Source organism: Subtercola sp. RTI3 (assembly GCF_035018625.1).
Lineage (GTDB): Bacteria > Actinomycetota > Actinomycetes > Actinomycetales > Microbacteriaceae > Subtercola > Subtercola vilae.
Window position 1 is genome coordinate 15,190 of record NZ_JASJXO010000016.1, and the last position, 25,116, is coordinate 40,305.

The 25,116-nt window shown below is 67.9% G+C and carries 23 protein-coding genes; 7 read left to right on the top strand and 16 right to left on the bottom strand.

The features are described from left to right. Nucleotides 1–87: 87 nt before the first annotated feature. The 5 genes from QN358_RS08200 to QN358_RS08220 form a co-directional block, all read right to left on the bottom strand. Entirely contained in the window at nt 88–1,230 is a 1,143-nt protein-coding gene (locus QN358_RS08200; protein ID WP_323512068.1) for a cysteine desulfurase family protein, read from the bottom strand. Further along, complete coding sequence (gene nadC / locus QN358_RS08205; RefSeq protein ID WP_323512093.1) at nt 1,227–2,066, bottom strand: carboxylating nicotinate-nucleotide diphosphorylase; 840 nt, start codon at nt 2,064–2,066, stop codon at nt 1,227–1,229. Before nadC ends, QN358_RS08200 begins: the two co-directional genes overlap by 4 nt. Nucleotides 2,067–2,197: 131 nt before the next feature. Beyond that, nucleotides 2,198–3,868, bottom strand: a complete 1,671-nt coding sequence (nadB, locus tag QN358_RS08210; RefSeq protein WP_323512069.1) for an L-aspartate oxidase — start codon at nt 3,866–3,868, stop codon at nt 2,198–2,200. Beyond that, entirely contained in the window at nt 3,865–5,136 is a 1,272-nt protein-coding gene (gene nadA / locus QN358_RS08215) for a quinolinate synthase NadA (protein ID WP_323512070.1), read from the bottom strand. The genes nadB and nadA overlap by 4 nt, the downstream gene beginning before the upstream one ends. Beyond that, nucleotides 5,123–5,824: an NUDIX hydrolase gene (locus tag QN358_RS08220; protein WP_237280380.1), complete on the bottom strand. Its 702-nt coding sequence runs from the start codon at nt 5,822–5,824 to the stop codon at nt 5,123–5,125. Before QN358_RS08220 ends, nadA begins: the two co-directional genes overlap by 14 nt. Before the next feature lie 322 nt (nt 5,825–6,146). Here QN358_RS08220 and QN358_RS08225 point away from each other — a divergent pair, with 322 nt between their 5' ends. Then, complete coding sequence (locus tag QN358_RS08225) at nt 6,147–6,479, top strand: ATP-dependent DNA ligase (RefSeq protein ID WP_323512071.1); 333 nt, start codon at nt 6,147–6,149, stop codon at nt 6,477–6,479. Between the two features lie 13 nt (nt 6,480–6,492). Here the strand turns inward: QN358_RS08225 and QN358_RS08230 are convergent, their stop codons facing one another. Continuing rightward, a complete protein-coding gene (locus QN358_RS08230) occupies nt 6,493–7,425 on the bottom strand; it encodes a helix-turn-helix domain-containing protein (RefSeq protein WP_323512072.1) in 933 nt (310 codons plus the stop codon). A 207-nt stretch (nt 7,426–7,632) separates the two neighbouring features. Between QN358_RS08230 and QN358_RS08235 the strand changes: the two genes are divergently transcribed. After that, nucleotides 7,633–8,295, top strand: coding sequence for a helix-turn-helix transcriptional regulator (locus QN358_RS08235; RefSeq protein WP_323512073.1), 663 nt, complete (start codon nt 7,633–7,635; stop codon nt 8,293–8,295). Nucleotides 8,296–8,377: 82 nt separating this feature from the next. On the opposite strand, the gene mftF is transcribed toward QN358_RS08235, so the two are convergent. From mftF to mftA, 8 genes are all read right to left on the bottom strand, one after another. Further along, nucleotides 8,378–9,865 (bottom strand): mycofactocin biosynthesis glycosyltransferase MftF, encoded by a 1,488-nt coding sequence (mftF, locus tag QN358_RS08240; protein WP_323512074.1) that lies wholly within the window; start codon nt 9,863–9,865, stop codon nt 8,378–8,380. Between the two features lie 4 nt (nt 9,866–9,869). After that, the gene (gene mftE / locus QN358_RS08245; RefSeq protein ID WP_323512075.1) at nt 9,870–10,688 is read right to left on the bottom strand and encodes a mycofactocin biosynthesis peptidyl-dipeptidase MftE; all 819 of its coding nucleotides are present in this window, start codon (nt 10,686–10,688) and stop codon (nt 9,870–9,872) included. Next, the gene (locus QN358_RS08250; RefSeq protein WP_201799287.1) at nt 10,685–11,563 is read right to left on the bottom strand and encodes a vWA domain-containing protein; all 879 of its coding nucleotides are present in this window, start codon (nt 11,561–11,563) and stop codon (nt 10,685–10,687) included. The genes mftE and QN358_RS08250 overlap by 4 nt, the downstream gene beginning before the upstream one ends. 108 nt (nt 11,564–11,671) lie before the next feature. Beyond that, the gene (locus QN358_RS08255; RefSeq protein ID WP_323512076.1) at nt 11,672–12,625 is read right to left on the bottom strand and encodes a MoxR family ATPase; all 954 of its coding nucleotides are present in this window, start codon (nt 12,623–12,625) and stop codon (nt 11,672–11,674) included. Next, nucleotides 12,622–13,458 (bottom strand): mycofactocin-coupled SDR family oxidoreductase, encoded by an 837-nt coding sequence (locus tag QN358_RS08260; protein ID WP_323512077.1) that lies wholly within the window; start codon nt 13,456–13,458, stop codon nt 12,622–12,624. Before QN358_RS08260 ends, QN358_RS08255 begins: the two co-directional genes overlap by 4 nt. A 77-nt stretch (nt 13,459–13,535) precedes the next feature. After that, nucleotides 13,536–14,825: a mycofactocin radical SAM maturase gene (mftC, locus tag QN358_RS08265; RefSeq protein WP_323512078.1), complete on the bottom strand. Its 1,290-nt coding sequence runs from the start codon at nt 14,823–14,825 to the stop codon at nt 13,536–13,538. After that, a complete protein-coding gene (mftB, locus tag QN358_RS08270; protein WP_136642280.1) occupies nt 14,822–15,097 on the bottom strand; it encodes a mycofactocin biosynthesis chaperone MftB in 276 nt (91 codons plus the stop codon). Before mftB ends, mftC begins: the two co-directional genes overlap by 4 nt. Nucleotides 15,098–15,151: 54 nt before the next feature. Continuing rightward, the gene (mftA, locus tag QN358_RS08275; protein WP_201799286.1) at nt 15,152–15,316 is read right to left on the bottom strand and encodes a mycofactocin precursor MftA; all 165 of its coding nucleotides are present in this window, start codon (nt 15,314–15,316) and stop codon (nt 15,152–15,154) included. A 110-nt stretch (nt 15,317–15,426) separates the two neighbouring features. On the opposite strand from mftA, the gene mftR reads away from it, so the two are divergent. From mftR to QN358_RS08290, 3 genes are all read left to right on the top strand, one after another. After that, complete coding sequence (gene mftR, locus QN358_RS08280; RefSeq protein WP_136642279.1) at nt 15,427–16,131, top strand: mycofactocin system transcriptional regulator; 705 nt, start codon at nt 15,427–15,429, stop codon at nt 16,129–16,131. Further along, nucleotides 16,112–17,731, top strand: a complete 1,620-nt coding sequence (locus QN358_RS08285) for a GMC family oxidoreductase N-terminal domain-containing protein (RefSeq protein WP_323512094.1) — start codon at nt 16,112–16,114, stop codon at nt 17,729–17,731. Before mftR ends, QN358_RS08285 begins: the two co-directional genes overlap by 20 nt. An 80-nt stretch (nt 17,732–17,811) precedes the next feature. After that, the gene (locus QN358_RS08290) at nt 17,812–18,819 is read left to right on the top strand and encodes an NADP-dependent oxidoreductase (RefSeq protein ID WP_323512079.1); all 1,008 of its coding nucleotides are present in this window, start codon (nt 17,812–17,814) and stop codon (nt 18,817–18,819) included. Nucleotides 18,820–18,884: 65 nt separating this feature from the next. On the opposite strand, the gene QN358_RS08295 is transcribed toward QN358_RS08290, so the two are convergent. Beyond that, nucleotides 18,885–21,554 (bottom strand): phosphoenolpyruvate carboxylase, encoded by a 2,670-nt coding sequence (locus tag QN358_RS08295; RefSeq protein ID WP_416351972.1) that lies wholly within the window; start codon nt 21,552–21,554, stop codon nt 18,885–18,887. A 157-nt stretch (nt 21,555–21,711) separates the two neighbouring features. On the opposite strand from QN358_RS08295, the gene QN358_RS08300 reads away from it, so the two are divergent. Next, nucleotides 21,712–22,914 carry a MarP family serine protease gene (locus QN358_RS08300; protein ID WP_323512080.1) on the top strand — a complete coding sequence of 401 codons (1,203 nt, stop codon included), beginning with the start codon at nt 21,712–21,714 and terminating at the stop codon, nt 22,912–22,914. A gap of 111 nt (nt 22,915–23,025) precedes the next feature. Beyond that, nucleotides 23,026–24,492: a hypothetical protein gene (locus QN358_RS08305; protein WP_323512081.1), complete on the top strand. Its 1,467-nt coding sequence runs from the start codon at nt 23,026–23,028 to the stop codon at nt 24,490–24,492. On the opposite strand, the gene QN358_RS08310 is transcribed toward QN358_RS08305, so the two are convergent. Next, complete coding sequence (locus QN358_RS08310; RefSeq protein ID WP_323512082.1) at nt 24,462–25,082, bottom strand: MarR family winged helix-turn-helix transcriptional regulator; 621 nt, start codon at nt 25,080–25,082, stop codon at nt 24,462–24,464. The two genes, QN358_RS08305 and QN358_RS08310, sit on opposite strands and share 31 nt — an antisense overlap. Nucleotides 25,083–25,116 lie beyond the last annotated feature (34 nt).

Here is a 25,116-nt window from a genome sequence, read left to right on the forward strand (position 1 = left end):
TGTGGCCGCGCGCCAATTTTACCGGCGACGGCCCTCAGAGGCAGGGGACTTGCGCGCCCGGGAGGTTCTGTTGTAGGGCCGAAGACGTCAGCGAGCCAGCGAACGAACGGCACCCACTGCCGCCTCGACGGCTGTCGCAGCAGCAGCGAGATCGGCCTCGGTGCTCTCGCCGCCGAAGGTGAATCGCACGGCCGTCAGGGCCCTCTCCGGCGGGAAGCCGGCCGCCAGCAGAACGTGCGAGGGCTCGTCGCTTCCCGCCGCGCACGCCGATCCGCTCGAGCACACAACGCCCGCCCGCTCGAGTTCGAGCAGCACAGCTTCGCCGCTGACGCCGTCGAAACAGAACGATGCGCTACCGGGCAGTCTGTGTACCGGATGCCCGGTGAGCTCGGCCTCGGGCACACGCCGCAGCACCTCACCGACGAACCCGTCGCGCAGCGCTGTCACCCGCGCGGCCTGTGTCTCGCGCTCCGCCTCTGCGAGGTCGAGGGCGAGCGCCAGCCCTACCGCCGCCGCGACATTCTCGGTTCCTGAACGGGCACCGCGCTCTTGCCCCCCACCGTGCATCAGAGGTTCGAGCGGTACGCGGCCGCGTACGAAGAGGGCCCCCACCCCTTTGGGCGCGCCGAGCTTGTGGCCGGAGAAACTCAGCGCATCGACACCGAGGGCGCGGGCATCCAGTGTCAGCCACCCGGCGGCCTGCACGGCGTCGGTGTGCAGCGGAACCTTCACCGCGCGCGCGATTGCGGCGAGCTCTGCCACGGGCTGGATGCTGCCGACCTCATTGTTCGCGTACATCACCGAGACCAGGGTGTCGTCACTGCTGAGGCGCGCAGCGAGCTCGTCTGGATCGACTCGACCGGTGTGATCGACACCGAGAAAGCTGATGCGAAAGCCGTGGTGTCGGCGCAGGTAGTCGCACGACTCGAGAACAGCTTCGTGCTCGATGGGCGTGGTGATGATGTGGCGACCCCGCGGTGCCCCGAGGGCGATGCCCTTGACGGCGAGGTTGTCGGCCTCGGTGCCCCCCGAAGTGAACGTGACCTCGCTGGCGCGGGCGCCGAGGTGACGGGCCACACGGGCCCGGGCATCCGCGAGCGCCCGTGCCGCCCGTTCACCCAGCGAATGCGTGCTCGACGGGTTGCCGAAGTCGCCCGTGAGGTAGGGCCACATCGCCTCGAGCACCTCGCGGCGAACGGGCGTGGTGGCGGCCGCGTCGAGGTAGATCACGGTGTGGTCGTACCGGCCGTCGTAAGCGTCACATCGAGCCCGAGGTCGAGCGAACGTACGCTGTGGGTGAGGGCGCCGACCGAGATGATGTCGACGCCGGTCTCGGCGATGGCGCGCACGGTGTCGAGGTTCACCGATCCGCTGGCCTCCACGAGCGCGCGGCCGGCCACCTGCGCGACACCGGTGCGCAGGTCGGCGAGGCTGAAGTTGTCGAGCATGATGGTGTCGACCCGCGCGGCGAGCACGGGCTCGATCTGGTCGAGGCGGTCGACCTCGGCTTCGAGGTGGGTGGTGTGCGAGAGGGCGGCGCGAACGTCGAGCAGGGCATCCGTCAGCGAACGCCGACCGTCGGCCGTGATCACGGCGAGGTGGTTGTCTTTGGCCATCACCGCGTCAGAGAGCGAGAAGCGGTGATTGTGGCCGCCGCCGGAGCGCACGGCGTGGCGTTCGAACGCGCGAAGGCCCGGGGTGGTCTTGCGCGTATCGACGATGCGGGCATGGGTTCCGGCGGTGAGGGCGACGAACTGTGCAGTGAGGGTGGCGACGCCCGAGAGGCGTTGCACGAAGTTGAGGGCGACGCGCTCTGACTGCAGAACCGAGCGGGCGGGGCCGGCCACTGAGGCAAGAACGTGGCCCGCCTCGAACGATTCACCGTCGTCGACGCGCAGTTCGACGGTGACCGACGGGTCGATCAGGCCGAACGCCGCGGCGAACACGGCTCCCCCACTGAACACACCCGGCTCCCGGGCCACCAAGTCAGCGGTGGCGGTGGCGTCGGCCGGAATCAGCGTCTGTGAGGTGATGTCCCCCCACGGGGCGTCTTCGTAGAGGGCCATGCTCACGACCTGGTCGATGAGCTGAGGGGTGAGGGTGTTGGCCACGAGTGCAGGATTCGCGGCGAGCGCGGGGGTGGCAGCGAAGGCGTTGGGGCTGGCGGCGCTGCTGGCGAGTGGGTTCACTGGGGGGTTCACGTGGGAAGCGCGGCCTTTCGGGCGGAGATCTGGTGGTGGTGAAAGAGAGTCGATGTCTCAGGGAAGTCGGAACGGTAGTGCGCCCCCCGTGACTCTTCGCGCTGCCGTGCGGCGGCGGCGATGAGCCTGGCCAACAGCAGCAGGTTGCGGTCTTCGAGGGCGGTGATCGTTTCGGCCGGTGTGGCGTCGCAGGCCGTCTGCCAGCGCGCGAACTGCGCCTGGGCCGCGCTGAGGGGTGCGGCATCGCGGTAGACGCCCACGGCGTTCCACATCAGCTGTTGCAGCGCCGCGCGGCTGAACTTCGCGTCATCTGAGGCGTCACCGGAGGCGTCATCTGAACGATCAGTTGGCAGACCCGAATCCGGCGCATCACCGAGCGCACGCACGTGCCACGCCGAGTCGCCCTCGGCGTCGGCCGCGACATCCGGCCACCCCTCGGTCACAAACCTCGCGGCACCAGCACCAGCATGCCCTTGCAGCACGGCGACGGCCCGCCACGCGAACACCACCGACTCGAGCAGCGAGTTCGACGCGAGCCGGTTGGCGCCGTGCACCCCCGTGCAGGCCACCTCACCCACCGCGAACAGCCCGGGAACGGTGCTGCGCCCCCAGTCGTCGGTGAGCACCCCGCCCATCCAGTAGTGCGCCGCCGGCGTCACCGCGATGGGCTCCCGCCCCCAGTCGAGCCCGTTGGCCCGGCACGCCTGGCTGATGCTCGGAAACCTGCGTTCGAGAAACTCTGCCCCGAGCTCTGTGGCGTCGAGCAGCACTGGCGCGCCGCCCTGCTTCGCCATCTGCTCGGCGATGGCCCGGGCGACGACGTCTCGGGGTGCCAGTTCGGCATCCGGATGCACGCCCACCATGAACCTCGCCCCGTCGGCCCCGCGCAGCACCGCTCCCTCACCGCGCACCGCCTCTGACACCAGAAAGTTGCCCGGAACGGCCAGCGACGTGGGGTGGAACTGGTAGAACTCCACATCGGCGAGCTCTGCACCGGCCCGGTAAGCCGCTGCAACCCCGTCGCCCGTGGTGACCGCGGGGTTCGTCGTGTGGGCGTAGAGCTGCCCGGCTCCCCCGCTGGCCAGCACCACGGCGTCGGCGAGCACAGTGATCGTACCCGCCACACCGCAGGCGGCAGCCGAAACGACCTCCACCCCCACCACGCGGCCCGACTCGTCGACCACCAGGTCTTTCACGAACGTGTTCTCGAGCACCCGCGCCGCCGTGGTTCGCACCGCCCGCACGAGCGCGCGCTCGATGGCCGAACCGGTGGCGTCTCCCCCGGCGTGCAGAATGCGCGCTGACGCGTGCGCCGCCTCGAGCCCCCGCGCGAGTTCTCCTCCGGGCACCCGATCGAACTCCACCCCGAGCCGGATGAGGTCGCGAATGCGCTCGGGCCCCTCAGCGCAGAGCGCCTCGACGGCCGACAACCGGTTGAGGCCCGCCCCCGCCACCAGCGTGTCGGCAATGTGCGACGCCACGCTGTCATCGTCGAACATCGCTGCGGCGATACCGCCCTGGGCATACCGGGTGTTGCTCTCGCCGAGTTCGGCCTTGGTGATGAGCGTGACGTCGTGCGTGCTGCTCGCCGCAATGGCGACGATCAGCCCCGCAATACCGCTTCCCACCACCACCAGGCGCGAGCGTGCCGGCACCTGCTCGGTCACGGGCGTGCCGCCAGCATTCTCTCGAGCGCCACGCGTGCCGGCACCGATACCTCGTCGCCGACCGCGATCTGGTTGAGAACCTCGCCGCGTACGAAGGCCTCGAGCACCCAGGCGAGATAGCCCGGGTGAATGCGGTACATGGTCGAACACGGGCAGATCACCGGGTCGAGGCAGAAGATCGTGTGCTCGGGGTGCTCGGCCTGCAACCGTTGCACCATGTTGATCTCGGTGCCGATGGCGAACACCTGCCCGGGCTCCGCCGCCTCGATGGCCTTCTTGATGTAGTCGGTCGACCCCGCTTCGTCGGCCGCATCGACGACGGGCATCGGGCACTCGGGGTGCACGATGACACGAACGCCCGGGTACTGGGCGCGAGCCTGTTCGATCTGGGCGACTGTGAAACGTTTGTGCACCGAGCAGAACCCGTGCCACAGGATGACCTGGGCATCCTGAATCGTCTCGATGTCATTGCCTCCGAGAGGCTTCTGCGGGTTCCACATGGGCATGCGCTCGAGCGGCACCCCCATGGCCTTCGCCGTGTTACGACCGAGGTGCTGGTCAGGAAAGAAGAGCACGCGCTGCCCCCGCTCGAATGCCCACTCGAGCACGGTGGCCGCGTTCGACGACGTGCAGACGATACCGCCGTGCTCGCCGCAGAACCCCTTGAGCGCCGCCGACGAGTTCATGTAGGTCACCGGGATGACTGGTACCCGCCCGCTCGCATCGGGCTCGGTGCCGTACAGCTCTTCGAGCGCCTCCCAGCACTCGGTCACCGAGTCGATGTCGGCCATGTCGGCCATCGAGCAGCCCGCGGCGAGGTTCGGCAGAATGACCGACTGGTTCGGGCCCGAGAGCATGTCGGCGGTCTCGGCCATGAAGTGCACGCCGCAGAACACGATGGCTTCTGCCGCCGGCCGGTCGCGCGCCGCCTGGGCCAGCTGAAAGGAGTCGCCCACGAAGTCGGCGTACTGCACGACCTCGTCGCGCTGGTAGAAGTGGCCGAGAATGACGAGTCGATCGCCGAGGGTCGCCTTGGCCGCACGGATGCGACCATCGAGTTCTGCTGCGCTGGCCGTTCGGTACTCGGCCGGAATCTCACCCTGGCGGGGGGTGGAGACCGGAGCCACGTCGGCCATCGACGAACCGGGGCCGTACGCAGCCACCGACACTCGATCGAAGTTCCACGGCGCGTCTTTCAGCGCCGGGCTGCAACTGGTGACCTTCGAACCCGGGCGGATGAGCTGAATGGTGGTGTCAACGGAGGGCATGTGGTGCTCCTTGCTCGGGCAGCGGGCCGTTCTCGGCCAGGTCGATCGACTCGTTGGTGCGGTAGAGGCGCGGTGGTCGGTGTCGGCCGCCCGCGAGGTATTCGTCGGTGGCGACGATCGATTGGCCTGCCTCGATCTGTCGCCTGAAATTGGCAGGGTCGAGGGGGCGGCGGAGTACGGCTTCGTACACCTCGCGCAACTGGGCGAGGGTGAAGCGTTCACCCAGAAAAGCGTGAGCGATACGGCTGTACTCCATCTTGTTGCGCAGCCGCCAGAGGGCGTATTCGACGATGGTGTTGTGATCGAACGCGAGCTCCGGCAGTTCGTCGGCCGAGAACCACCGCACATTCTCACCCTCGGTGGCCTGCTCGGCCTCGTCGGGACGCACCAGCGCCCAGTAGACGACCGAGACCACGCGCTGGCTCGGCGAACGGTCGACGGTACCGAACGCATAGAGCTGCTCGAGGTACCGAGGGGTCAGACCCGTGGTCTGCTGAAGTGTTCTGGCGGCCGAGTCGGCGAGGCTCTCGTTGGCGCCGAGGGGGCCGCCTGGAAGCGCCCACTGCCCTTCGAATGGCTCGCGGATGCGGCGCACGAGCGGCAGCCAGAGAGTCGACCCTGCTCGCAGCGAGAAGATCACCGTCGAGACGGCGAGCTGCGCCACCGGGGTGGCGATCGTTGTGTTCACAGGGCTGATTTCGAGTAAAGGTGTAAATGACTTGAACTAAGAATACACCACACATTAGAGCAACGACAAACACCCGTCAAGGCCCTATGGCCAGCTTGTCACTGCCGGTAATCGGGTGGATAGTTTGGTCTTGACGCAGCCGTCTCTCCCCCACGAAGACGCTGCTGTCGGAATTCCCGAACGATTCACACGCGAGTTCTGACGCTGTGGGTTGCTCGAATTCCTGTGGTCTGGCTTCCGACAATCGGGTAGTCCGAAGTCAGACCACCCTTATGTCCCACAGCCACGTATTCTGAGATGCATCTGAGAGGCAGGGAGTTCAATGGGAAAGCTTGTCTATGGCGATTCGGGTACCGAAATCGAATTCGACGATCGCGTTCTGACCCATCTGCAGATCGTCATCGGGGCGAAGCTGCGGCGTCGCGAGAGTTTCTTCTTCTCGTGGAAAGACGACCCCGCCGTGGGCGACGGGCGCAGCAGCATCTGGCTCGACTCATTTGTGCCGCTGTATTTTCGCTACTCCGCCAGCAAGGTACCGGTGATCAACCGCGAATGGATCACGGTCATGACCTCGTCGGCCAACAGCGGTGCAGGCCTGACCTTCATCGAAGAGCCCGGCGAAAAGTCGACCCCTCTGCCCAAATCGCAGGCCTGAGCCGAACCCGCAACTACTTCGGTTGCGGCAGGATGCCCGGCACCACCTCGCGCGGCGTGACGCCGTAGTTCGCTCGCAGCGCGAAGCGCAGCTCTTTCACACTCGAGAACCCGGATTGCAGTGCGATGGTACCCACCGAGTGAGGAGTCGCTGAGGTCAGCGCGCGGAGGGCTATCTCGAGTCGTCGCAGCCGAATGGCTTCGGCCGGCCCCACCCGGGTTGCACTGAAACTGCGCTGCAGATGCCGCAGCGACACGTTGAGTTGGTTGGCCAGCTGCTGGGGTGTGAACAGCGGATCAGAGGCCTGGCGTGCAATGAGCGCGTCGGCGCGCGCCTTCAGCCCCGAGGTGAGCAGTGCCGAATCCATGCGGTAGCCGGCGTCTTCGAGAAACAGCCCGGCCATCAGCTGCGTCAGCACTGTGGAGGTGGGGGATTCAGCTGTCTCGGTGGAGGCCGTGACCGGAGCATTCACCTCGTGCATCAACGCGAGCACGAACGACAGGGAGGGGCCCCGCAGCCGCGCGCCGATCCTGAAACCGCCCAGCTGACCCCGAACCTGCACTCCTTGATTGGCAAGACGCTCGCGGTGCAGGGTGACCATGGCCACCCGGGAGAGCACGGGGTTCTCGCCGGTGACCGCGTTCCAGCCGCGCATGAAGCCGACCTCGCCGGAGTCGAAGTGCAGCCGCTCACCCCTGTCGAACAGGTCGTACCGCCCATTTCGCACGAATACCACGCTGATGTAGTCGTGCTGCTCCGGCTCGTCGCTCGAGGGGGTGACTCTCGCGGGCGTCTGCGCCACGTCAGAGACGGCGACGTCGGCAAAATTCCAGCGGCGCCCCTCTGAACGATACGTCTGCGCATCTTCGGGCACGATGTTGTTCGGCCCAGAACGCAACCCGTCGACGCCCTGCCACGACCACGCCGAAGTTTCAGTAAAACCCATGTGCTGCTCCCTTGTTCTCACCCCACGTTCGAACAATGGGCCTGCGAACCCAGTGGGTACAGGTTACCCCGTGCGTCACGTTTGCGACAGAATGCGACGAAGCTCTCTCACTGCCCTCCAGTAGGCCCGCCACGCGCTGACACTTTAGCCAACCGCATGCGAGCCGAGCACCCGCAGAAGTTCACCTGCGGGGTGGGGAGTCTGGCTGTGAATTCGAATCGTTCTCTGTGCGTTCTCGACGATCGTTCGATACTGGTCGAGGGCATCACGGCTGTTGCGCGGTATACGTACCCGGGCCTCGTGCTGCGGATCGGCCCGGTGAATCCGGTCAGCCCGAAGTCCGATGTCGCGGTTCTGGGCGGCACGGTGCTGAGTTCGTGCCCGCTCTCGGCCGAGTTTGCAGCCCTGGTGGGCCACGCCAGCACCATCATCGCGTTGGTCGACAAGACCTCGATCACTCACATCGACGACCTGCGCCTCGCCGGCGTCGACGTGTTCGTCTCGGTCACCGAAGGCCTCACCGAGTTGCTTCGCGCGATCGACCAGGCCTTCACCGGGCAGGCGTACGTGTCACCGGATGCGCGGGGGTTGTTCGAACGGCCCACACCGTCCACTCCCCGCGTGAGCCCGCGCGAACGCGAGGTCGTAGCGCTCTACCTGTCGGAGAACGACTGGAGCGTCGACGACGTGGCTGCAATGCTGCACATCAGCTCGCAGACCGTTCGGTCGCACCTCGCCCGGCTTCGCAGCCACTTCAGCGCAGCAGGCCACCGCGTTCACAATCGGCTCGAGCTGCGCCAGACACTGCTCGGCCTCGGCCTTCTGCAGATCGACGAGCTCGAGGCCGCCCCGCAGCTTCTCGCCGGCTGAGTCGAAGGGCTACGAAGCGCCTGTTACCCGCGCCGGTCGCCCCGCGCCGGCCACTCCGCGCCGGTCACCCCGCGCCGGCCGCTCACTGTTCCCGACGCCGGCGGAGGTCGGGCACGAGCGCGCCCAGCGACCGGCCGCGGAGCGCGCTGAACCACACTCCGGCCCCGTACGCCAGATCGTCGAGCCTGCGCGCAATGCCGAACCGAACCGGGTCGAGCAACCGGCTCTGGGCTCCTGACAGGGGCGGCGCGGCCAGCACAGTGCGCCGGTACTCGATCACCACATCGATGACGGCCGCCACTGCTGCCGCGCGGCGCACCCGCGGTGAGAACACCCCCGCCAGCACCGTCACCGGCCACCAGTGCCGCAGCAGCAGCGCCATTGCCTGAGTCAGCGCCGCGAGCGAACCCGTCACGGTCAGAGTGCCGGCGAGCCGGTAGGGGTGATCGCTCTTCGTCACCTTCTCTGCGATCCGCACCGCCGTGAACCCCATCAGTACGAGTACGGCCGGCAGCGACCAGCGGCGCTGGGCAATGACCGCGACGACGAGCAGAGCGCTCCAGGGCGCCAGAATCACCGGCGCGATGTCGCGGGGGTGACGCCGGCCGAGCTCGAGTGATCCGGTTCCGTAGACAGCCTTGCGGAGCATCCAGTCGCCCAGCTTCACCCGATGCTCGTGCCGCACTTCGGCCGCCGGCTCGTACCGGATGCGCCAACCCCGCTCGGCCAGACGCCAGACGAGGTCGACATCTTCACCCACCCGCAGCCCGTCGCTGAACCCGCCGCCGAGTGCGTCGACCCGGGCCACCAGGCATGCACTCGGAACCCACGACACAGGAGCTCGAGGCCGCACAATGCCCGCGTGCACGCCCAAGTCAAGCGAGGAGCGAGCCTCTTCATATCGTGCGATCCACCCAGTGCCGGGTTCTGCCGCCTCGAGCGCCAGCACGCGCGGCGAGGCCAACGCAACGCGGGGGTCGGCGAAGTGCCGCAGCAGGGTCTTGATCGCACCTGGCTCGAGCACGATATCCGAGTCGACAAATGCCACGAACGGGGTCGTGACGGCGGCGAGCCCCGCATTGCGCGCGCCGCCGGGCCCCACATTGACCTCAAGTCGCACCAGTGTTGCTCCGTGCGCTTCGGCAACAGCCCGCACGGGCTCCGGATGCTCGGAGCAGTCGTCGACCACAATCACCCTGCTGCCCGCCGGAATGCTGCCCAGCAGCCGCCCGAGCGCATCGGCTCGCTCGTGTGCTGGCACCACATATGTCAGCTGCTCCTCATCGGCCGGCGCCAGGCTGCCCACCACAGGGTCGGCCATCCCCGTTTCGAGCAGTCGATCGGCGAGGGCGCGCGTCGTGTCGTCAACGACGGTGAGCGCATCACCGGCCAAGAGTCGCCGGGCCACCGACGTGAGGTAGAGCACCCGCGTGGGCGCCCCGCCCACCAGCGTGCGCCCACCATCGCGCACCCGCACCAACCGGTTCAGCCGCACTACGAACCCGTTGGGCAACCGACTCGCCGGGGGCCGGATGCCCTCGCCACCGTTCTGGTCATGCGAGTCGGTCACGGCGTCACTCAAGGCGACCCCGGTCTGTGGGTGTTGCGCGGTCGATCAGATCGTGAGCGGTCGCTACGATCGCTGCGAACAGCCGCGCGCCCTCAGCCGCGTCGGCACCAGCGGGGTCACCCAGAATGCCGTTGGGCGACACGGCCGCCACTCCCCCGACGGCGAGCGCGGCCATGATGCTGGCGAGCGGCAGAGTCATACCGGCCTCCGCACGGTCGAGGTGAACGAGTTCGGGTGCGAGGTGCAGCAGGAGTGACGTCTCAACACGGCCCGCGTGGGTGTCGGTGCCGGGCGCCGGCAGAGCTGTCGCACAGGGCAGCCAGGCCACGTCGTGCCCTTCGGATCGCAGTTGCACCACCGCGCCCACGAGGGCGGCGACGTTGCCGCCGTGGCCATTCACGAACACCACGCGGCCGGCCCACGTCGACAGCGAGCGCACCAGTTCGACGAGTACGAACCGCAGGGCATCCGTGCCGATCGAGACGGTTCCGGCGAACGACTGGTGCTCGCCGCTCGAACCGAAGTGCAGAGTCGGCGCCACGACCACCGCGGTGGCTCCCGCCGCCGACAGCGAATGCGCCACAGCGTGCGCGACCCTCGTGGCGATGATGCTGTCGGTACTGAGGGGCAGGTGCGGGCCGTGCTGCTCTGTCGACCCCAGGGGCACGAGAACGAGCGAGCCGCGATTGACCGCCGGCGAGACCGCGCCGGCCAGATCAGCCGGGGCGAGATTCGCCGATGCGCTGCCGCTGTTCACCTTCTCCGAAGGCACCGGCGCTGGGCCGACTGGCGGCACGATACCCACCCCTGGTTCGGTGCTCACGTGCTGAATATACTGCTCAGCGCCGGCGCGACGTCGCGGTGGGTCTTCACGAGGCGGGCGCGGCCCCGCCCGAGGGCGGCGAGTTCGCGGCCGAGCTCGGCGTCGTGCTCACCGCTGGTGTCGATGAGCACATCGAGACGGGGCAGCCGCCCCGCGAACAAGCGGGGGTCTGGCCCGGCGTTGTGTACGCAGTCGGAGAGCAGCACCACGCGGGCATCCCGTGCCGGAATCCGCGCGAGCTGGCGCGCCGCGAGCTCAAGCGGAAACGCTACGTTCGTGAGCCCACGCGCGGGCAGCCGCAGTATCGAGTCGAGCAACTCGAGCGGCTTGATCTCGTGGCCGAGGTTCAACACAATGGCCGCGTCAGACCAGAAGGCGATCACCGCGAGCGCGTCGTGCTGCAGCTCAGCGGCGAGCGCGCCGACAGTTGCCGCGGCCGTCTGCACCCGCTCGCCTTTCATCGACCCCGACACATCGACCGCCAGCACGACCGAACGCCTCGTTCTGATGCGGTCGCGCACGATGATGTCTTCGTCTTCGGGCACCGGCCGCTCGGCCAGCATTTCGATGGTGCGGTCGAGGTCGATCTCGTCTGACCCGCCACGATAGGGCATGCTCGCGAGGGTTCCTGAGCCGCGATGCGCGGCCGAATCGCTGCGCGGCCGGGGTACCGCGAGTCGCGTGGCGATCTGCTGGGCACGGGCGCGCACGAGCTGGTCGACGGGCGTCTCGCCGATCTCGGCGGCGACGAGCGTGCCCTCTTCGTCGGTGAAGCCCGGGGCCGCCCTGCCGCGCGTCGTGCTCGACGAAGCAGTCTTCGCGGCCCCCTGGGCGCGCAGCACCATTGCATTGCTGCCGGCACCCGCGTCGAACACCGTGGGGTCTTCGGTGAGCTGCTTGGGCTTGCGGCGCAGTGGCCGCAGCGCTGTGGTCGTTCGCCGGTCAGCTTTTCGGCTGAGCGGTGATTCGGCCTCGATCTCCCTTCAGCCGGGCGCGGCGGCCGCCGGCTCGAGAATGAAGTGGTCTTCCCAGATCTCCCGCAGCACCTGTTCGGGTGTCGCCTCGATGGCTTCGTCGAGGTGGATTCGCCCTGAGAGCGACACGACCATGGCGTCGTAGACGAGTTCGCGGTAGGCCTGCTCGGCGTCGACATCGCCGCCCCGCGCATTCCCGCCAGCGCCAGCAGCATCGATGCCACGCAGTTCGCCGAGCTGCAGCGCCACGAGAACACAGTCGATGGCTCCGCGAACACTCGAACCCTGCCGAACATCCGGATGCCCGCGTGTTGCCCTCGTCACAGCCACCGCGTCGGCGATGAGCCTCGAACCGAGCCCGGTGCCCTCGTTGCGCGCAGTCGCCGTTCGCAGCGACACGATTCCGCGTTCGGCTGCGGCGTCTTGGTAGTCGACGGCCAGCCTGTTCAGCCGGTCGTGCACACTCGTCGAGAGGCGCGTGGTACCCACGTTGTCGTAGGGGTTCATCGAGGCAATCACTCGGAAGGTGGGGGCTGCCACGATGGTACCCACGCGTGGAATGGAGATCGAGCGGTCGGCCATGGCGGTGAGGAGGGTGTTCAGGGTGTCTTCGGGGGCGCGGTTGAACTCTTCGATGTAGAGAAACCCACCGTCGCGCATCGCCTCGACGAGAGGGCCGGGCACGAAGTTGTCGGCGCTGTAGTCTTCCCGCAGCACGCGGGCCGGGTTGTGGTGCCCCACGAGCTTCGCGGGGGTCAGATCGGCGTTGCCCTCGACGAACAGCAGCGGAATGCCCCACTCTGAGGTGATCGCCTTCAGCATGGTGGTCTTACTCGTACCGGGCGGCCCCTCGAGCACGATGTCACGCCCGGCCGCCACGGCCGCGAGCGTGAGTTCGAGCTCACGTTCGCGGCCGACGAGGTGCGAGGCGACCCTCGCCCGCGTGTCTCTGACGAGACTCACTTCAGCAGTTCTCCAGCGTCGACGGGCAGAGTGATTCCGGTGACGTAGCGCGACTCGTCTGAGGCGAGCCAGAGCACCGCATTCGAGATGTCGACCGGCTCGACCCACGGAATGGGCAGGGTGTTCATGGTCTGAAACCGTGGCGCCAGCACTTCGGCCGTGCGCTCTTCGGGCGCCAAGTCGGGTGCGAACAACTCATAGGTCGCCGCGTTCTGGATCATGTCGGTGTTCACCGAGGTCGGGTGCACCGAGTTGACCCTGATGAAGTCGGGCGCCAACTCGAGCGCAAGGGTGCGCATGAGCCCCACCACCCCGTGCTTGGCCGCAACGTAGTGGCCGATGTTCGGTATGGCCTCGAGCCCGGCCGTCGAACTGGTCAGGATGATCGAGCCTCCCCTGCCCCCGGCCTTGATGTGCGGGATCGCCGCCTTCACCGTCTTCCACACTCCCGTGAGGTTGACCGCGATCATGTCGTCGAACAGCTCGTCAGAGAGTTCTTCCATGGTGCCGAAGCTGAAGATTCCCGCGTTGGCACTGACGATGTCGAGGCGGCCGAGCTCAGCCACTCCCTTGTCGACGGCTGCTTTGACCGCGCCGAAGTCACGAACATCGGCCTGCGTGGCCACGATTCGCCGGTCGAGGCCTTCGATCTGGCGAATGGTCTCGGCAAGGTCATCCGGAGTCGACATGGCGTACGGAACACTGCCGATCTGGCCACAGATGTCGACCGCGATGATGTCGGCACCCTCTTGGGCGAGCCGCAATGCGTGGCTTCGACCCTGACCCCGGGCGGCCCCGGAGACAAACGCTACTTTTCCTTCTACACGCCCCATTGCGTGCACCTTCTCTCGCATTTCTTTACGACGGGCAGACGTCTGCTGCCCGAAGCTTGTGCCACGCGGCGCTCGGATCAGGGCCGAAAACCCGCCAGCGGATTGTCTTCGCACGCGCTGACGGGTGGGGATTCGGGCCGGCGCAGCGACAGGGTGAGGCTCACCGGGCGCGAACCCGCGCTTCGGGGCTCTCGCGGAATGCGGTGCGAGTGATCGCCGTCGGGCTTCGGAATGGAATCGACCTCTTTGCGTTTCGTGAGCGCGTCTTCGCCGAAGCCGCGCACGCATTCGGGGTCGGGCCCGTCGAGCGGCAGGCCGGTGAAGAACTTCGCTGCCATGCAGCCCCCGCGGCAGGTGTCGAAGAACCCGCACGAGGTGCAGGCGCCGCCGGTCTGCGGGGTGCGGAGCTTCTGAAAGAGGTCGGCGTGCCGCCAGACCTGCTGAAAGCCGCCCTCCGAGCGCACATTGCCGGCGAGAAAGTCGTCGTGAATCGCGAAAGGGCAGGCATACACGTCGCCGACGGGGTCGATGAGGCACACAACGCGGCCCGCGCCGCAGAGGTTCAGGCCGGGAAGAGCGTCACCGTACGCCGAGAGGTGAAAGAACGAATCGCCCGTGAGCACGTTGTCGCCGTGCGCGACCAGCCAGTCGTAGAGGCCCCGCTGCTGGCTCGCCAGGGGGTGCAGTTCTTCCCACACATCGGCGCCGCGACCGGATGGCCGCAGCCGGGTCAGTCGCAACTGCGCTTTGTATTTGTCGGCGATGGCCTTGAACTCGTCGAGCTGCGGCAGGTTCTGGCGGGTGCAGACCACCGAGATCTTGAAGTTCTCGAACCCCGCGTCGAACAGGTTCTGCATGGCCCGCATGGCCGTGTCGTACGACCCCGGGCCGCGCACGTGGTCGTTGACTTCGGCAGTGGCTCCGTCGAGCGAGATCTGCACGTCGACGTAGTCGCTGTCGACCAGCCGCTGGGCGACCTCGGGAGTGATCTTCACGCCGTTCGTCGAGAACTTGACGCCGACACGGTGTTCGGAGGCGTAGTCGACGAGCTCCCAGAAGTCGGGGCGAACCGTGGGCTCGCCGCCGCCGATGTTCACGTAGAACACCTGCATACGTTCGAGCTCGTCAATGACGGCCTTGCACTCGTCGGTGGTCAGCTCGCGCGGGTCGCGGCGGCCCGAACTCGACAGGCAGTGCACACACGAGAGGTTGCAGGCGTAGGTCAGCTCCCAGGTCAGGCAGATGGGTGAGTCGAGGCCGTATTCGAACAGGTCGACGAGACGGCCAGGCTTCGGCGGTGCGGCCGCGGTGCCGGCGGGAGCGCCGAAGGCAGAACGGGCATTCGGTCGGGATTCAAGAATGGTCACGATGCCCTCTCGACGAGCATTGACGAAGCAAGGAGGGTGCCGAGGGCCTGCTGGTAGCGGGGCAGGTCGGCTGCACTGATACCGGCGCCGGTGCACGCGTCGCGGGCGCTGGGAGCAGCAGAGAGCGACTGCACGACGCTCAGCAGGGTGCGGTCTTTCAGGAACGAGAGCTTTCGGGTGCCGAAGTGGTAGAGCAGGGCACCGAACGGCTCGGGTCTCACCGACACCTGGGGATGCAGATCCCATGCGGTGTCGAGATCGAGCGTGACCATCTCAGCGGCTTACGATGGGAGAAATCACGAGTGATGCCATCGCGAGTGAAAGAATCAATAGACGCCACACATGCCATCGATGGAGACTTCTTCGACGAGGGAATCGTGTTCGAAAACAGGCTCTGCGACCGAGTGCTGCTCGCCGTTCACGTCGCTTTCGGTCACGGCGGCTTCTGAAACGGCGGCTTCTGAAACAATGACACGTTCACTGGTGCTCAAGGGATTCTCCTTTTGCTCGACATCACCCCCGTTGGCGAATGTCTGTGATGAGAAGATGCTAATGGCACCGAGTGCCGAATGGAAGAGCGACGAGCAGGAAGGGGCAGAGAATGTCGACAGTACGTCTCGGCCGGCAACCGTCGACCTCACAGGCCGAACTGAGCCATATCGCGCTCACACTGTTCGTCGAGCACGGCTTTGACAACACGACGGTCGACGACATCGCCTCGGCGGCAGGCATCGGCCGCCGCACGTTCTTTCGGTACTTCTCGTCGAAGAACGACCTGCCCTGGGGCGACTTCGAGACCCAGCTCGCCTCGATGCGCGCGTTTCTCGCGTCGCTGCCGACCGAACTGCCGTTGATCGACGCCCTCTGCATGGCGGTCATCGAGTTCAACCGGTTGCCTCCGGCGGAGATCACCTACCACCGGCGCCGCATGGAGCTGCTGCTCACGGTTCCGACGCTCGTGGCACACTCGACGCTGCGCTACGCGGCGTGGCGCCAGGTGGTCGCCGACTACGCAGCCGAACGCATGCGAGTGCCGAGCGACAGCCTCGAGCCGCAGGCCATCGCATGGGCCGTGCTCGGGGTGTCGCTGTCGGCATACGAGCAGTGGCTGAAAGAGCTCGACGCCGATCTGCCGACGCTGCTGTCGTCGGCGTTCGAGATGGTGCGGCTGTCGTTCGCTGGCGCCAGCGCGGGTGCGGGTGCTGGCACTGCGCGCGCGGCGAGTGGGGCGTCCGACGCGGGCGGCGCGGCGAATGCGGTTGGTGTACCGGATGCGGGTGGCCGAGATGGCAGGCACGCCGACTGAGGGCGCGCGCGGCCGACCGACGCGCGTGATCGTGGTGGGAGCGGGCGCCAGCGGCGCAGCTCTGGCCGCGAGGCTGAGCGAAGACTCCTGGCGTGAGGTTCTGCTGCTCGAAGCCGGTCCGGTACCGTTTGCCCACGATTTTCCGGCCGATCTTGTCGACGCCGACACCGTGCGAGGGGCCGTGCCCGGCCACCTCGAAAACTGGTCGTTCGACGCTCACCTCACTGCAGACCGGCCGTACACCATCGCCCGCGGCCGCATTCTCGGCGGCTCCACCAGCATCAACGGCAGCTACTTCGTGCGGGCCCGCCGGGCCGACTTCGACGCCTGGTCGGCCGGCGGTAACGATGAGTGGGCGTTCGAGCGCGTTCTGCCGCTCTACCGCCGCCTCGAAGAAGACCAGCAGTTCGGCGACACCGCGGTGCACGGCGGCTCGGGGCCGATGCTCGTGAGTCGCCCACCACAGCACTCACCGGTTGTCGTCGCATTCACCGCCGCTACGCTGGCGGCGGGCTTTTCCGCCGAGCCCGACAAGAACGACCAGGGCGCCGCGGGCTGCGGCCCGCTACCGATGAACGTGTCGGGTACCACGCGCTGGAACACGGGGCTGGCCTACATCGAACCCGTGCGATCGAGGCCGAATCTCACCGTGCAGGGTGACACGTTCGTGCGCCGGGTGGTGTTCGAGGCGCAGCAGGCAGGCCGGGCATCCGAACCCCGTGCGGTGGGTGTCGAGGTCGAGCACAAGAATGCGGTCAGCACGCTCTACGCCGACGAGATCGTGCTGTCGGCGGGAAGCGTGAAGACGCCGCACCTGCTGATGCTCTCGGGCATCGGGCCGGTAGCAGAGCTGGCGGCCGCGGGCGTGGCGGTGGTGCGTGAGGCGCCGGGGGTCGGTCAGGGCTTCAGCGATCACCCGCAGATCGGGGTCGACTGGTGGCCAGCGCAGGGTGTCGTCGACTATTCGGACCACCAATCGCTGGCGGTGTGCCTCAACTTCTGCGCGGCGGTCGACTCAGAACCCACCGACGCCGTGGGAACCTCGGGTACCGGCGGCGGCGCCGATCTCGAGATTCTCCCGTTTCTGAAGCCCACGCACTACCTGCTCACGGGCGAGCCCGCCGACGAGCCGCTCACCCTTCTGGTGTCACTGCAGAGCGGCGAGGCGCGCGGGCGGCTGGGCCTTCTCTCACGCGACCCGCACGTGAACCCGAGCATCGACTACGACTACCTGTCGACTCCGGGAGACAGGGCGGCGCTTCGCGAAGGGGTGCGCACCGCAGTGGGGCTGCTGCGATCGGCCGCTTTCGAGGGGGTGTTCGACCGGCTGAGCGTACTCGACGACGAACGACTCGGCGACGACGACCGCCTCGACGAATGGATGCTCGCGAACCTCGGCACCGCCCTGCACCTGTCGGGCAGCGCCGCGTTCGGCCTGGCCTCCGACCCCACTGCCGTTCTCGACCAGTACGGTCTCGTGCGCGGCGTGGCGGGCCTCCGGGTAGCCGACACGTCGATGCTGCCCACCGTGCCCACGCGCGGGCCGGCGGCGACCGCCGTTCTGATCGGCGAACTGATCGCCGACATCATGCGCCGCTGACGGCTCGACCCAACACACGCACCAACCACCACCCATCAACCATCACGCACCAACCACCCACCACCAACCGGGAGCGAACCATGACCGACGAAACCCCCACCGCCAGCTCGACACCTTCGATCTCCGACAGCGCCATCGCCGCCTCGGCCGCACCCGCCGTGCCGAGCACCGCCCGCGCCGTTCAGCTCGACAACTACGGCGGCGTCGACGTGCTGCACATCAGCCCTGTCGTCGTCGCGCGCCCCGCGGCCGGCGAGGTACTCGTACAGGTGCGCGCCGCCGGCATCAACCCCGGCGAGGCCGCCATTCGCCAGGGCTACCTCGACCAAATGTTCCCTGCCACCTTCCCCTCGGGCGAGGGCACCGACTTCGCCGGCGTCGTGGTGGCAGTGGGCACCGGCGTCGACGCCTTCGCGGTCGGCGACGGGGTGATGGGCTGGAGCGAGAAGCGTTCGAGCCAGGCCGAATACGTGACGGTGCCCGAGCACCAACTGATTCCGAAGCCGGCCGAGCTGTCGTGGGAGGTCGCCGGTTCGCTGTTCGTCGCCGGCGTCACCGCCTTCGCGGCCGTGCGCGCCGTATCGCTGGCCGAGGGCGACACCGTCGTGGTCTCAGCAGCGGCCGGCGGCGTGGGCTCGCTCGCAGTGCAGCTCGCGAAGCTGAAGGGCGCCGCCGTGATCGGCATCGCCTCCGAGGCCAACCACGGGTGGCTCGAGGCCAGGGGCGTCACGCCCGTGGCGTACGGCGACGGCCTGGCCGACCGCATCCGCGCCCTCGCACCGGGCGGCATCGACGCGTTCATCGACACGTACGGCCCCGAGTACCTCGACCTCGCCGTTGAACTCGGCATCGCAGTCGACCGTATCGACACCATCATCGCGTTCGAGGCCGCCGGCCGAATCGGAGCCAAGGCCGAAGGCAGTTCAGCCGCCAGCACAACGGATGCCCTCGGCGAAGTAGCCCGCCTCGTGGCCGCGGGCGACGTGCTGGTCGAGATCGCCGCCACCTACCCGCTCAACGAGGTTCGTGCCGCGTTCGTCGAGCTCGAGAAGCACCACACGCGCGGCAAGATCGTGCTCATTCCCTAGACCACGCAGCGCGTGTCAGGCTCCGGGCCCCCAGCCGAAGTCGGGGGCCCGAACGCCCGCCCCGATCATCCGGTGTTCTGAAGGCCGGCGGCAACCCCGTTGACCGCGAGCAGCAGCAGTTGGTGCGGTGCGTCGGCCGGGTCGGTGCTTCCGGATGCCCGCACACTCTTCAACGCACGAAGCTGCAGCAGCGACAGCGCGTCGACGTACGGGCTCCGCAGGCGCACGGCTCGCCGCAGCACGGGCCTGCCCTCTAGCAGCTCGGAGTGGCCCGTCGTGCGCTGCACCCACTCGCGCGTGATACGCATCTCGTCGAGCACCAGCTCGGCCAGATCGGCACGGTCGCCGAGCGCGAGGTAGCGCTGCGCGAGACGGTCGTCGGTCTTGGCGAGCGACATCTCGACGTTGTTGATCATGGCGGTGAACAGCGGCCAGCGGGCGTACGCGTCGCGAAGCACCGCTTCGTCGCCCACAGCGGCCAGGGCCGAGCCGAGGCCGAACCAGCCGGTGAGGTTGATGCGGGCCTGGGTCCAGGCGAACACCCACGGAATGGCGCGCAGGTCTTCGAGCGACTCGATCGAGAGACCGCGGCGAGCAGGGCGGGAGCCGAGTGCGAGAAGCCCGACCTCTTCGAGCGGGGTCACCTCGGCGAACCACGGCGCGAAACCGTCGCTCTTGATCAGTTCGTAGAAACGCTCGCGCGAGCGCACGTCCATCGTCGACGCCACCGCAGCGAAGTCGTCGGTCGCCTGGCGGTTCTCCTCCTCGTTCGCCGGGCTCGAGGCGAGCAGTGTGGCCGCGGCCATCTGCTCGATGTGCCGAGCGGCAATGGTCTTGTCGCCGTACTGCGCGAAGATCACCTCGCCCTGCTCGGTGAGCTTGAACCGGCCCTCGACCGATCCCGGAGGCTGCGCGAGAACGGCCTCGTTGGCCGGGCCACCGCCGCGACCGAGTGCTCCCCCGCGACCGTGGAAGAGCGTCAGCTCGATGTCGTTGTCGCGCGCCCACTGGGCGATCTTCGACTGCGCAGAGTAGAGGGCGAGGGTGGCGGAGACCGGCCCGACGTCTTTCGACGAGTCGGAGTAGCCGAGCATGACCTCGAGCTTTCGCCCGGTGGCTGCGAGCCGCGCCTTCACGGCAGGAAGCTCGATCATCTCGGCCAGAATCGTGGTACTCGCCTGCAGATCGTCGAAGGTCTCGAACAGCGGCACGGCGTCAAGAATGGGCGCGGCCCCGGCCGACCCCATCGCCGCCTCAGCCAGCGCGTAGACGTTCGCGAGGTCGGCCGACGACTGCGTGAACGACACGATGTAGCGGCGCGAGGCGTTCAGCCCGTACCGCTCCTGCAGAAACGAGATCGTGCGGTAGACGTCGAGCACCTCGGTGGTCATGTCGCTCAGCTCGCCACCGGCGCGAATCTCGGCGAGCGCCTGGCGGTGCACCTTCGAGTGCTGGCGCACTTCGAGCTCGGCGAGGTGGAACCCGAACGTCTCGACCTGCCAGATGAGGTTCTGCAGTTCGCCGTTCGCGCTGCGCATGGCGCCGGCAGAGCGCAGCGACCCCTGAATGATGCGGAGGTCGTCGAGCAGCTCTTCTGGCTTGGCGTATGCCAGGTCGGCGTTGCGCAGGCGCGTCGCCGTGATGCGCTCGGCGATGACGAGCAGCACGCGGCGGTGCGGTTCGTTCGGCGCTCGGGTGCCGATCTGGGCGGTCACCTCGCCCGCGAAGTTGCGCTGGCGTTCCCAGAGGGCGAGCAGACGGGCATCCGGTGGAGTGTCGGCCGAGTCGAGCGTGAGCGTGCGCCCGATGCGGGTGGCGGCGTGCTCGAGCCCGAGCAGAATGTGCTCTGAGGCGATGGCGGCCGCCGTCTTCGTGACGGCGGCGGTGACGAATGGGTTGCCGTCGCGGTCGGCGCCGATCCAGCTGCCGAGGCGCATGAACGCGGGCGCCTCGACCGGCTTTGCACCGGCATCGTTGCCGAGCAGCCAGTCGTCGAGCAGCCGGTACACGCGGGGCACGATCTGAAACAGCGTCTGGTCGAAGATGTTCATGGCCGTGCGCACCTCGTCGAGCGGGGTGGGCCGGGTCGTGCGAAGCGGCGACGTGCGCCAGAGCACATCGATCTCTTCGAGCAGCCGGCGGTCGTTCTCGGCGGCGGCGTTGGTGCCGGGCTGGGTAACGTCGCGCTCGCCGAGCAGCTCGCTGATGCGGCGAATACCGGATGCGACGGCGCGGCGACGCGCTTCGGTCGGGTGGGCGGTCAGAACCGGGTGAAAGCGCAGCCGGCGAAGGCGCTCAGCGGTCTCGTCGGTGCCGACTTCGGCCACGAGGCGTTCGATGGCGGCCGGAAGGGAGTCGGCCGGGGCCGCCTCCCCCACCGCATCCCGTGCCCGCAGAACACGAACCCGGTGGTGCTCTTCGGCGAGGTTGCTGAGGTGAAAATAGCAGGTGAACGCGCGGGCCACCTGCTCGGCACGGGCGGGCGTGAACGAGTCGACGAGCTCCTCGGCGTCTTCGATCGACGCATTGTTCTCCCGCTCATAGGCGTCAATGGTGAGAGCGCGCAGTTTCTCGACATCGTCGAGCAGGCCCTCTCCCCCCGATTCGGTGAGTACGCGGCCGAGGAGGCTGCCGAGAAGCCGAACGTCGGCGCGGAGGTCTTCGTCAACCTCATCTCGAATGTCTCGTCGGCTGGATTCGGAACCCTGGCGGCTCTGGTCTGCAATAGTCGTCACGCCAATACGCTAGCGCGAACATATTGACAGCATGTTTCGGGCGGCGGTGCGGCGTCATGATTCAGCAGGGTGTTTCGGCGTCGAATTTCGACGCGCTGATTCGACTGCGGGTCTCGGCGCAGCCTTCGCTCAGCTTCATCGACCAGATTGGAGGTCTATGCAACCCGTCGTCGATATCGTGCTTCTCGTCGCAGCCCTTCTCGCCGTCTGGGCAGGCTGGGGCCGCGGCGCTGTGGTGATGGCGGCATCACTGCTCGGCGTCGTTGTCGGCGCCTGGTTCGCCACAGCGGCCGCACCGGCCGTGGTGACGTGGCTCGTGCAGTTCGGCTGGACCAGTTCGCTGCAACGCTCCATCGCCGCCGGCGTGGTGTTCGTGCTCTGCATTGTCATCGCCTCCTCCGTGCTCGGCACGATTGCGCTGCTCATCAGGCGGTCGATCGGTCGGGTCAAGGTGGTGCGCGGCATCGACTCGCTGGGCGGCGCTGCCATGGGGCTCGTCTCGTGGGGGGTCGTAGTCTGGCTCGCCGCCGGGTTTCTGCTCACCACGGGGCAGCTGCAGGCCACCCAGCTCGTGAACGCCTCACGGGTCGTCTCGGTGCTGAACACCATGGCGCCCGTGCCCGCCACCACAGCACTCGGCACGCTCGACGCGGCGCTGGGCAGTGCCGGGTTTCCCACCGTCTTCGCCGACGGCGCCGAGATCATCGCGGGCGCCCAGGCACCCGAGTCGTCGGTGCCCGCAGCAGTCAAGTCGGCCTCCTCCGGCGTTGTGAAGATTCTCACTTCGGCGCCCAACTGCGGCTCTGACTCTGAGGGCAGCGGCTGGGTTGTCAGCCAAGACCGGGTCATCACCAATGCCCACGTCGTGGCCGGCGGCACCGACATCTACGTTCAGACCAGCGCCTCCACCAGCCTGCAGCAGGCGAAACTCGTGGTGTACGACCCCGAACGCGACCTCGCTGTGCTGGCCGTAACAGGCCTGGGCGTCACGCCGCTGACTCTCGGCACCGAGCTCGCCGCCTCCGACTCGGCCGTGGTGGCCGGGTACCCCGAGAACGGCCCATATACAACGGCCACCGCCCGGGTTCGGCAGACCGTGCAGGCCACCGGGCTCGACATCTACGGGCAGCAGAGCGTCACCCGTGAGATCTACTCGCTGCGGGGCACCGTGCTGCCGGGCAACTCGGGCGGGCCGCTGTTCGACACCGCGGGCAACGTGAGCGGCGTGGTGTTCGCTCGCTCCACGTCAGACACAGAGACGGGGTATGCGCTCACGCTGAACGAGATCGCGCCGGTCGTTGCGGCGGCGGGTGCATCCACCCCCGTGAGCTCGGGCGCGTGCCAGGCCGAGACCCCGTAGGGCGCGACACCGGCCGATGGGCCAGCAGCGGCACCCGCTAACATCGTGAGCACGGGGTACAGCTGCAAACGGCACAGGGGTACAGCGGCACAGCGGCACAGGGGGAATGTCATGAGACGTACGCGGCTGACACCGTTTCTGCTCTTCGCGGTCGTCTTCGTCGTGCAGTCGGTGAGCCCCACTCCTCAGACCGGTGACTCGCGGCTGTCGGCCATCGCTGCCTGGCAGTTGTTCACGCACGGCAACCTGCACCTCGAGGGGTATCCCCTCGTCACCGGGCTCGCCTACCAGGGCGACCTGCTTCCGGTCGGCGGGCACCTCGTACCGTTCTTCCCCTGGCCGCCCATGCTGCTCGCCCTGCCCGGCGACCTCATCGCCGCGGCGCTCGGCCACCCGCCGACGGGCCTATCGATCGCGAGCCCGTCGCTGGTGGGGTTCATCGAGGTTCCGACGGCCAGTCTGCTCGTCGCGCTGACAACACTGGTTCTCTGGCGGGTGGTGCTGAACCTGCCGTACGCGTGGGCCACGCGGCGTACGGCGCTGATCGCGGCGCTGACGTTCGCGTTCGGTACGATCGCGTGGTCGGTGGGCTCCCGGGCGCTCTGGCAGCAGACGGTGTCGATGCTGCTGCTGGCGCTCAGCCTGCTGGTGCTGCAGCGCCTGCAGCGAGCCGGTTCGCGGGCACCCGCGTGGGCAGCGCTTCTGGGCGTTGTCCTCATGGCCGCCGTCGCCGCCCGACCCACCAACCTGATCTTCGCCGCTCTCGTGGGGCTCTGGATGCTCGTCACCCAGCGACCCCGCACGCCCTTCGTTCTCCTCGGCGCCCTCGTCGCCGCCACCCCCTTCGTGCTCTTCTCGCTGAACCAGTACGGCACGCTGGTGCCGCCGTACTACTACGTTCCGACCCGGCTCACCGACCCGCCGGTGTACGGGTTCTTCGAGAGCTTTGCGCTCATCCTCGTATCACCATCGAGGGGGCTGCTGTTCTTCGTGCCCGTGGTGCTGTTGGCTGGGCTCGGGGTGTGGCTGCGCATCCGGAGCCGGCAGTTCACGGGTCTCGACGCAGTACTGGTGGTCGCGATCGGTGCGCAGGTGGTGCTGATCGCGTTCTACGGGTCGACGGGCGGGTTCACGTATGGGCCGCGACTGCTGATGGACGTGGTGCCGTTCATCGTGTACCTCGCGTTGCCTGCCATCGGGCTGCTGGGGCGGCGTGCCGCGCCGGGTGGGGGCCGTGACGCGCCGGGTGCTGCAGGCCGTGACGCGCTGGTCGAGCCGGCTGCGGGCCCGGAGCCGTCGAGTCGGAAGCCACTGACATCACGCCCACCCGAACGGCGGCTCGTGGCGCGACGCGTTCTGGCGGGCGTGGTCGTGCTCGTGCTCGCCTGGGGACTGTTCGTGAACGCCACCGGCGGCCTGATGCGCGCGGCCGACTGCTGGAACGTCACCCCCGCCCTCGTCGACGCCCAGCCCGAACGGGTGTGGGACTGGTCGGATCCCCAGTTTCTTCGCCCCTACCGTGACCTCGCGTCGGGGGTAGCCCTTCGTCAGGTCGTCGCCGGCAGCTGCACGGCCTGATCCGTCGAGTTCTCCCTCTCGCCTCGCAGCCGCTCGCACTCGAGCAGCAGAATGCGAAGCGACGCCTCGAGCTCGGCGTTCTGGGCGGGCGAGAGCACCGAGCCGAGCCGACGATCGAACTCGAGCTGCGGGGGCATGGCGTCATCGATCAGGCTGAGCCCGGCATCCGTCAGCCAGACGGTGCTCACCCGCCCGTCACGACTGTCGCGGCGGCGCTCAGCCAGACCCGCACGCTCAAGCTGAACGAGCCGCTTCGTGATCGACGCGTTCGACGCCAGCAGTGTTCGGGCGAGATCGGAGGGCGTAGGGGCTCCGGATGCCCGGCGAACCGCCGAGAGAACGTCGAACTCGCCCCGGCTGATGCCGATACCCGCGAGAAGGTCGTCGCTCAGCAACGCCAGGTGCCGGGCGATGCGCAGCACCCGGCCGAAGGTGCCGATCGGGTCGGTGTCGAGGTCGGGGCGTACGTCGCTCCACTCCGAGCGAATCGCGTCGACGGCGTCGGCATGCCTGGGGCGCCCGGGGTGCCCAAGATCGGGCGAATCTGCTCCGGGCAACTCGGCTTCGGCTTCGCGGTCAGTTGGCTGCATCAATGGTTCCACACAATGTATTTTACTAGTAAAA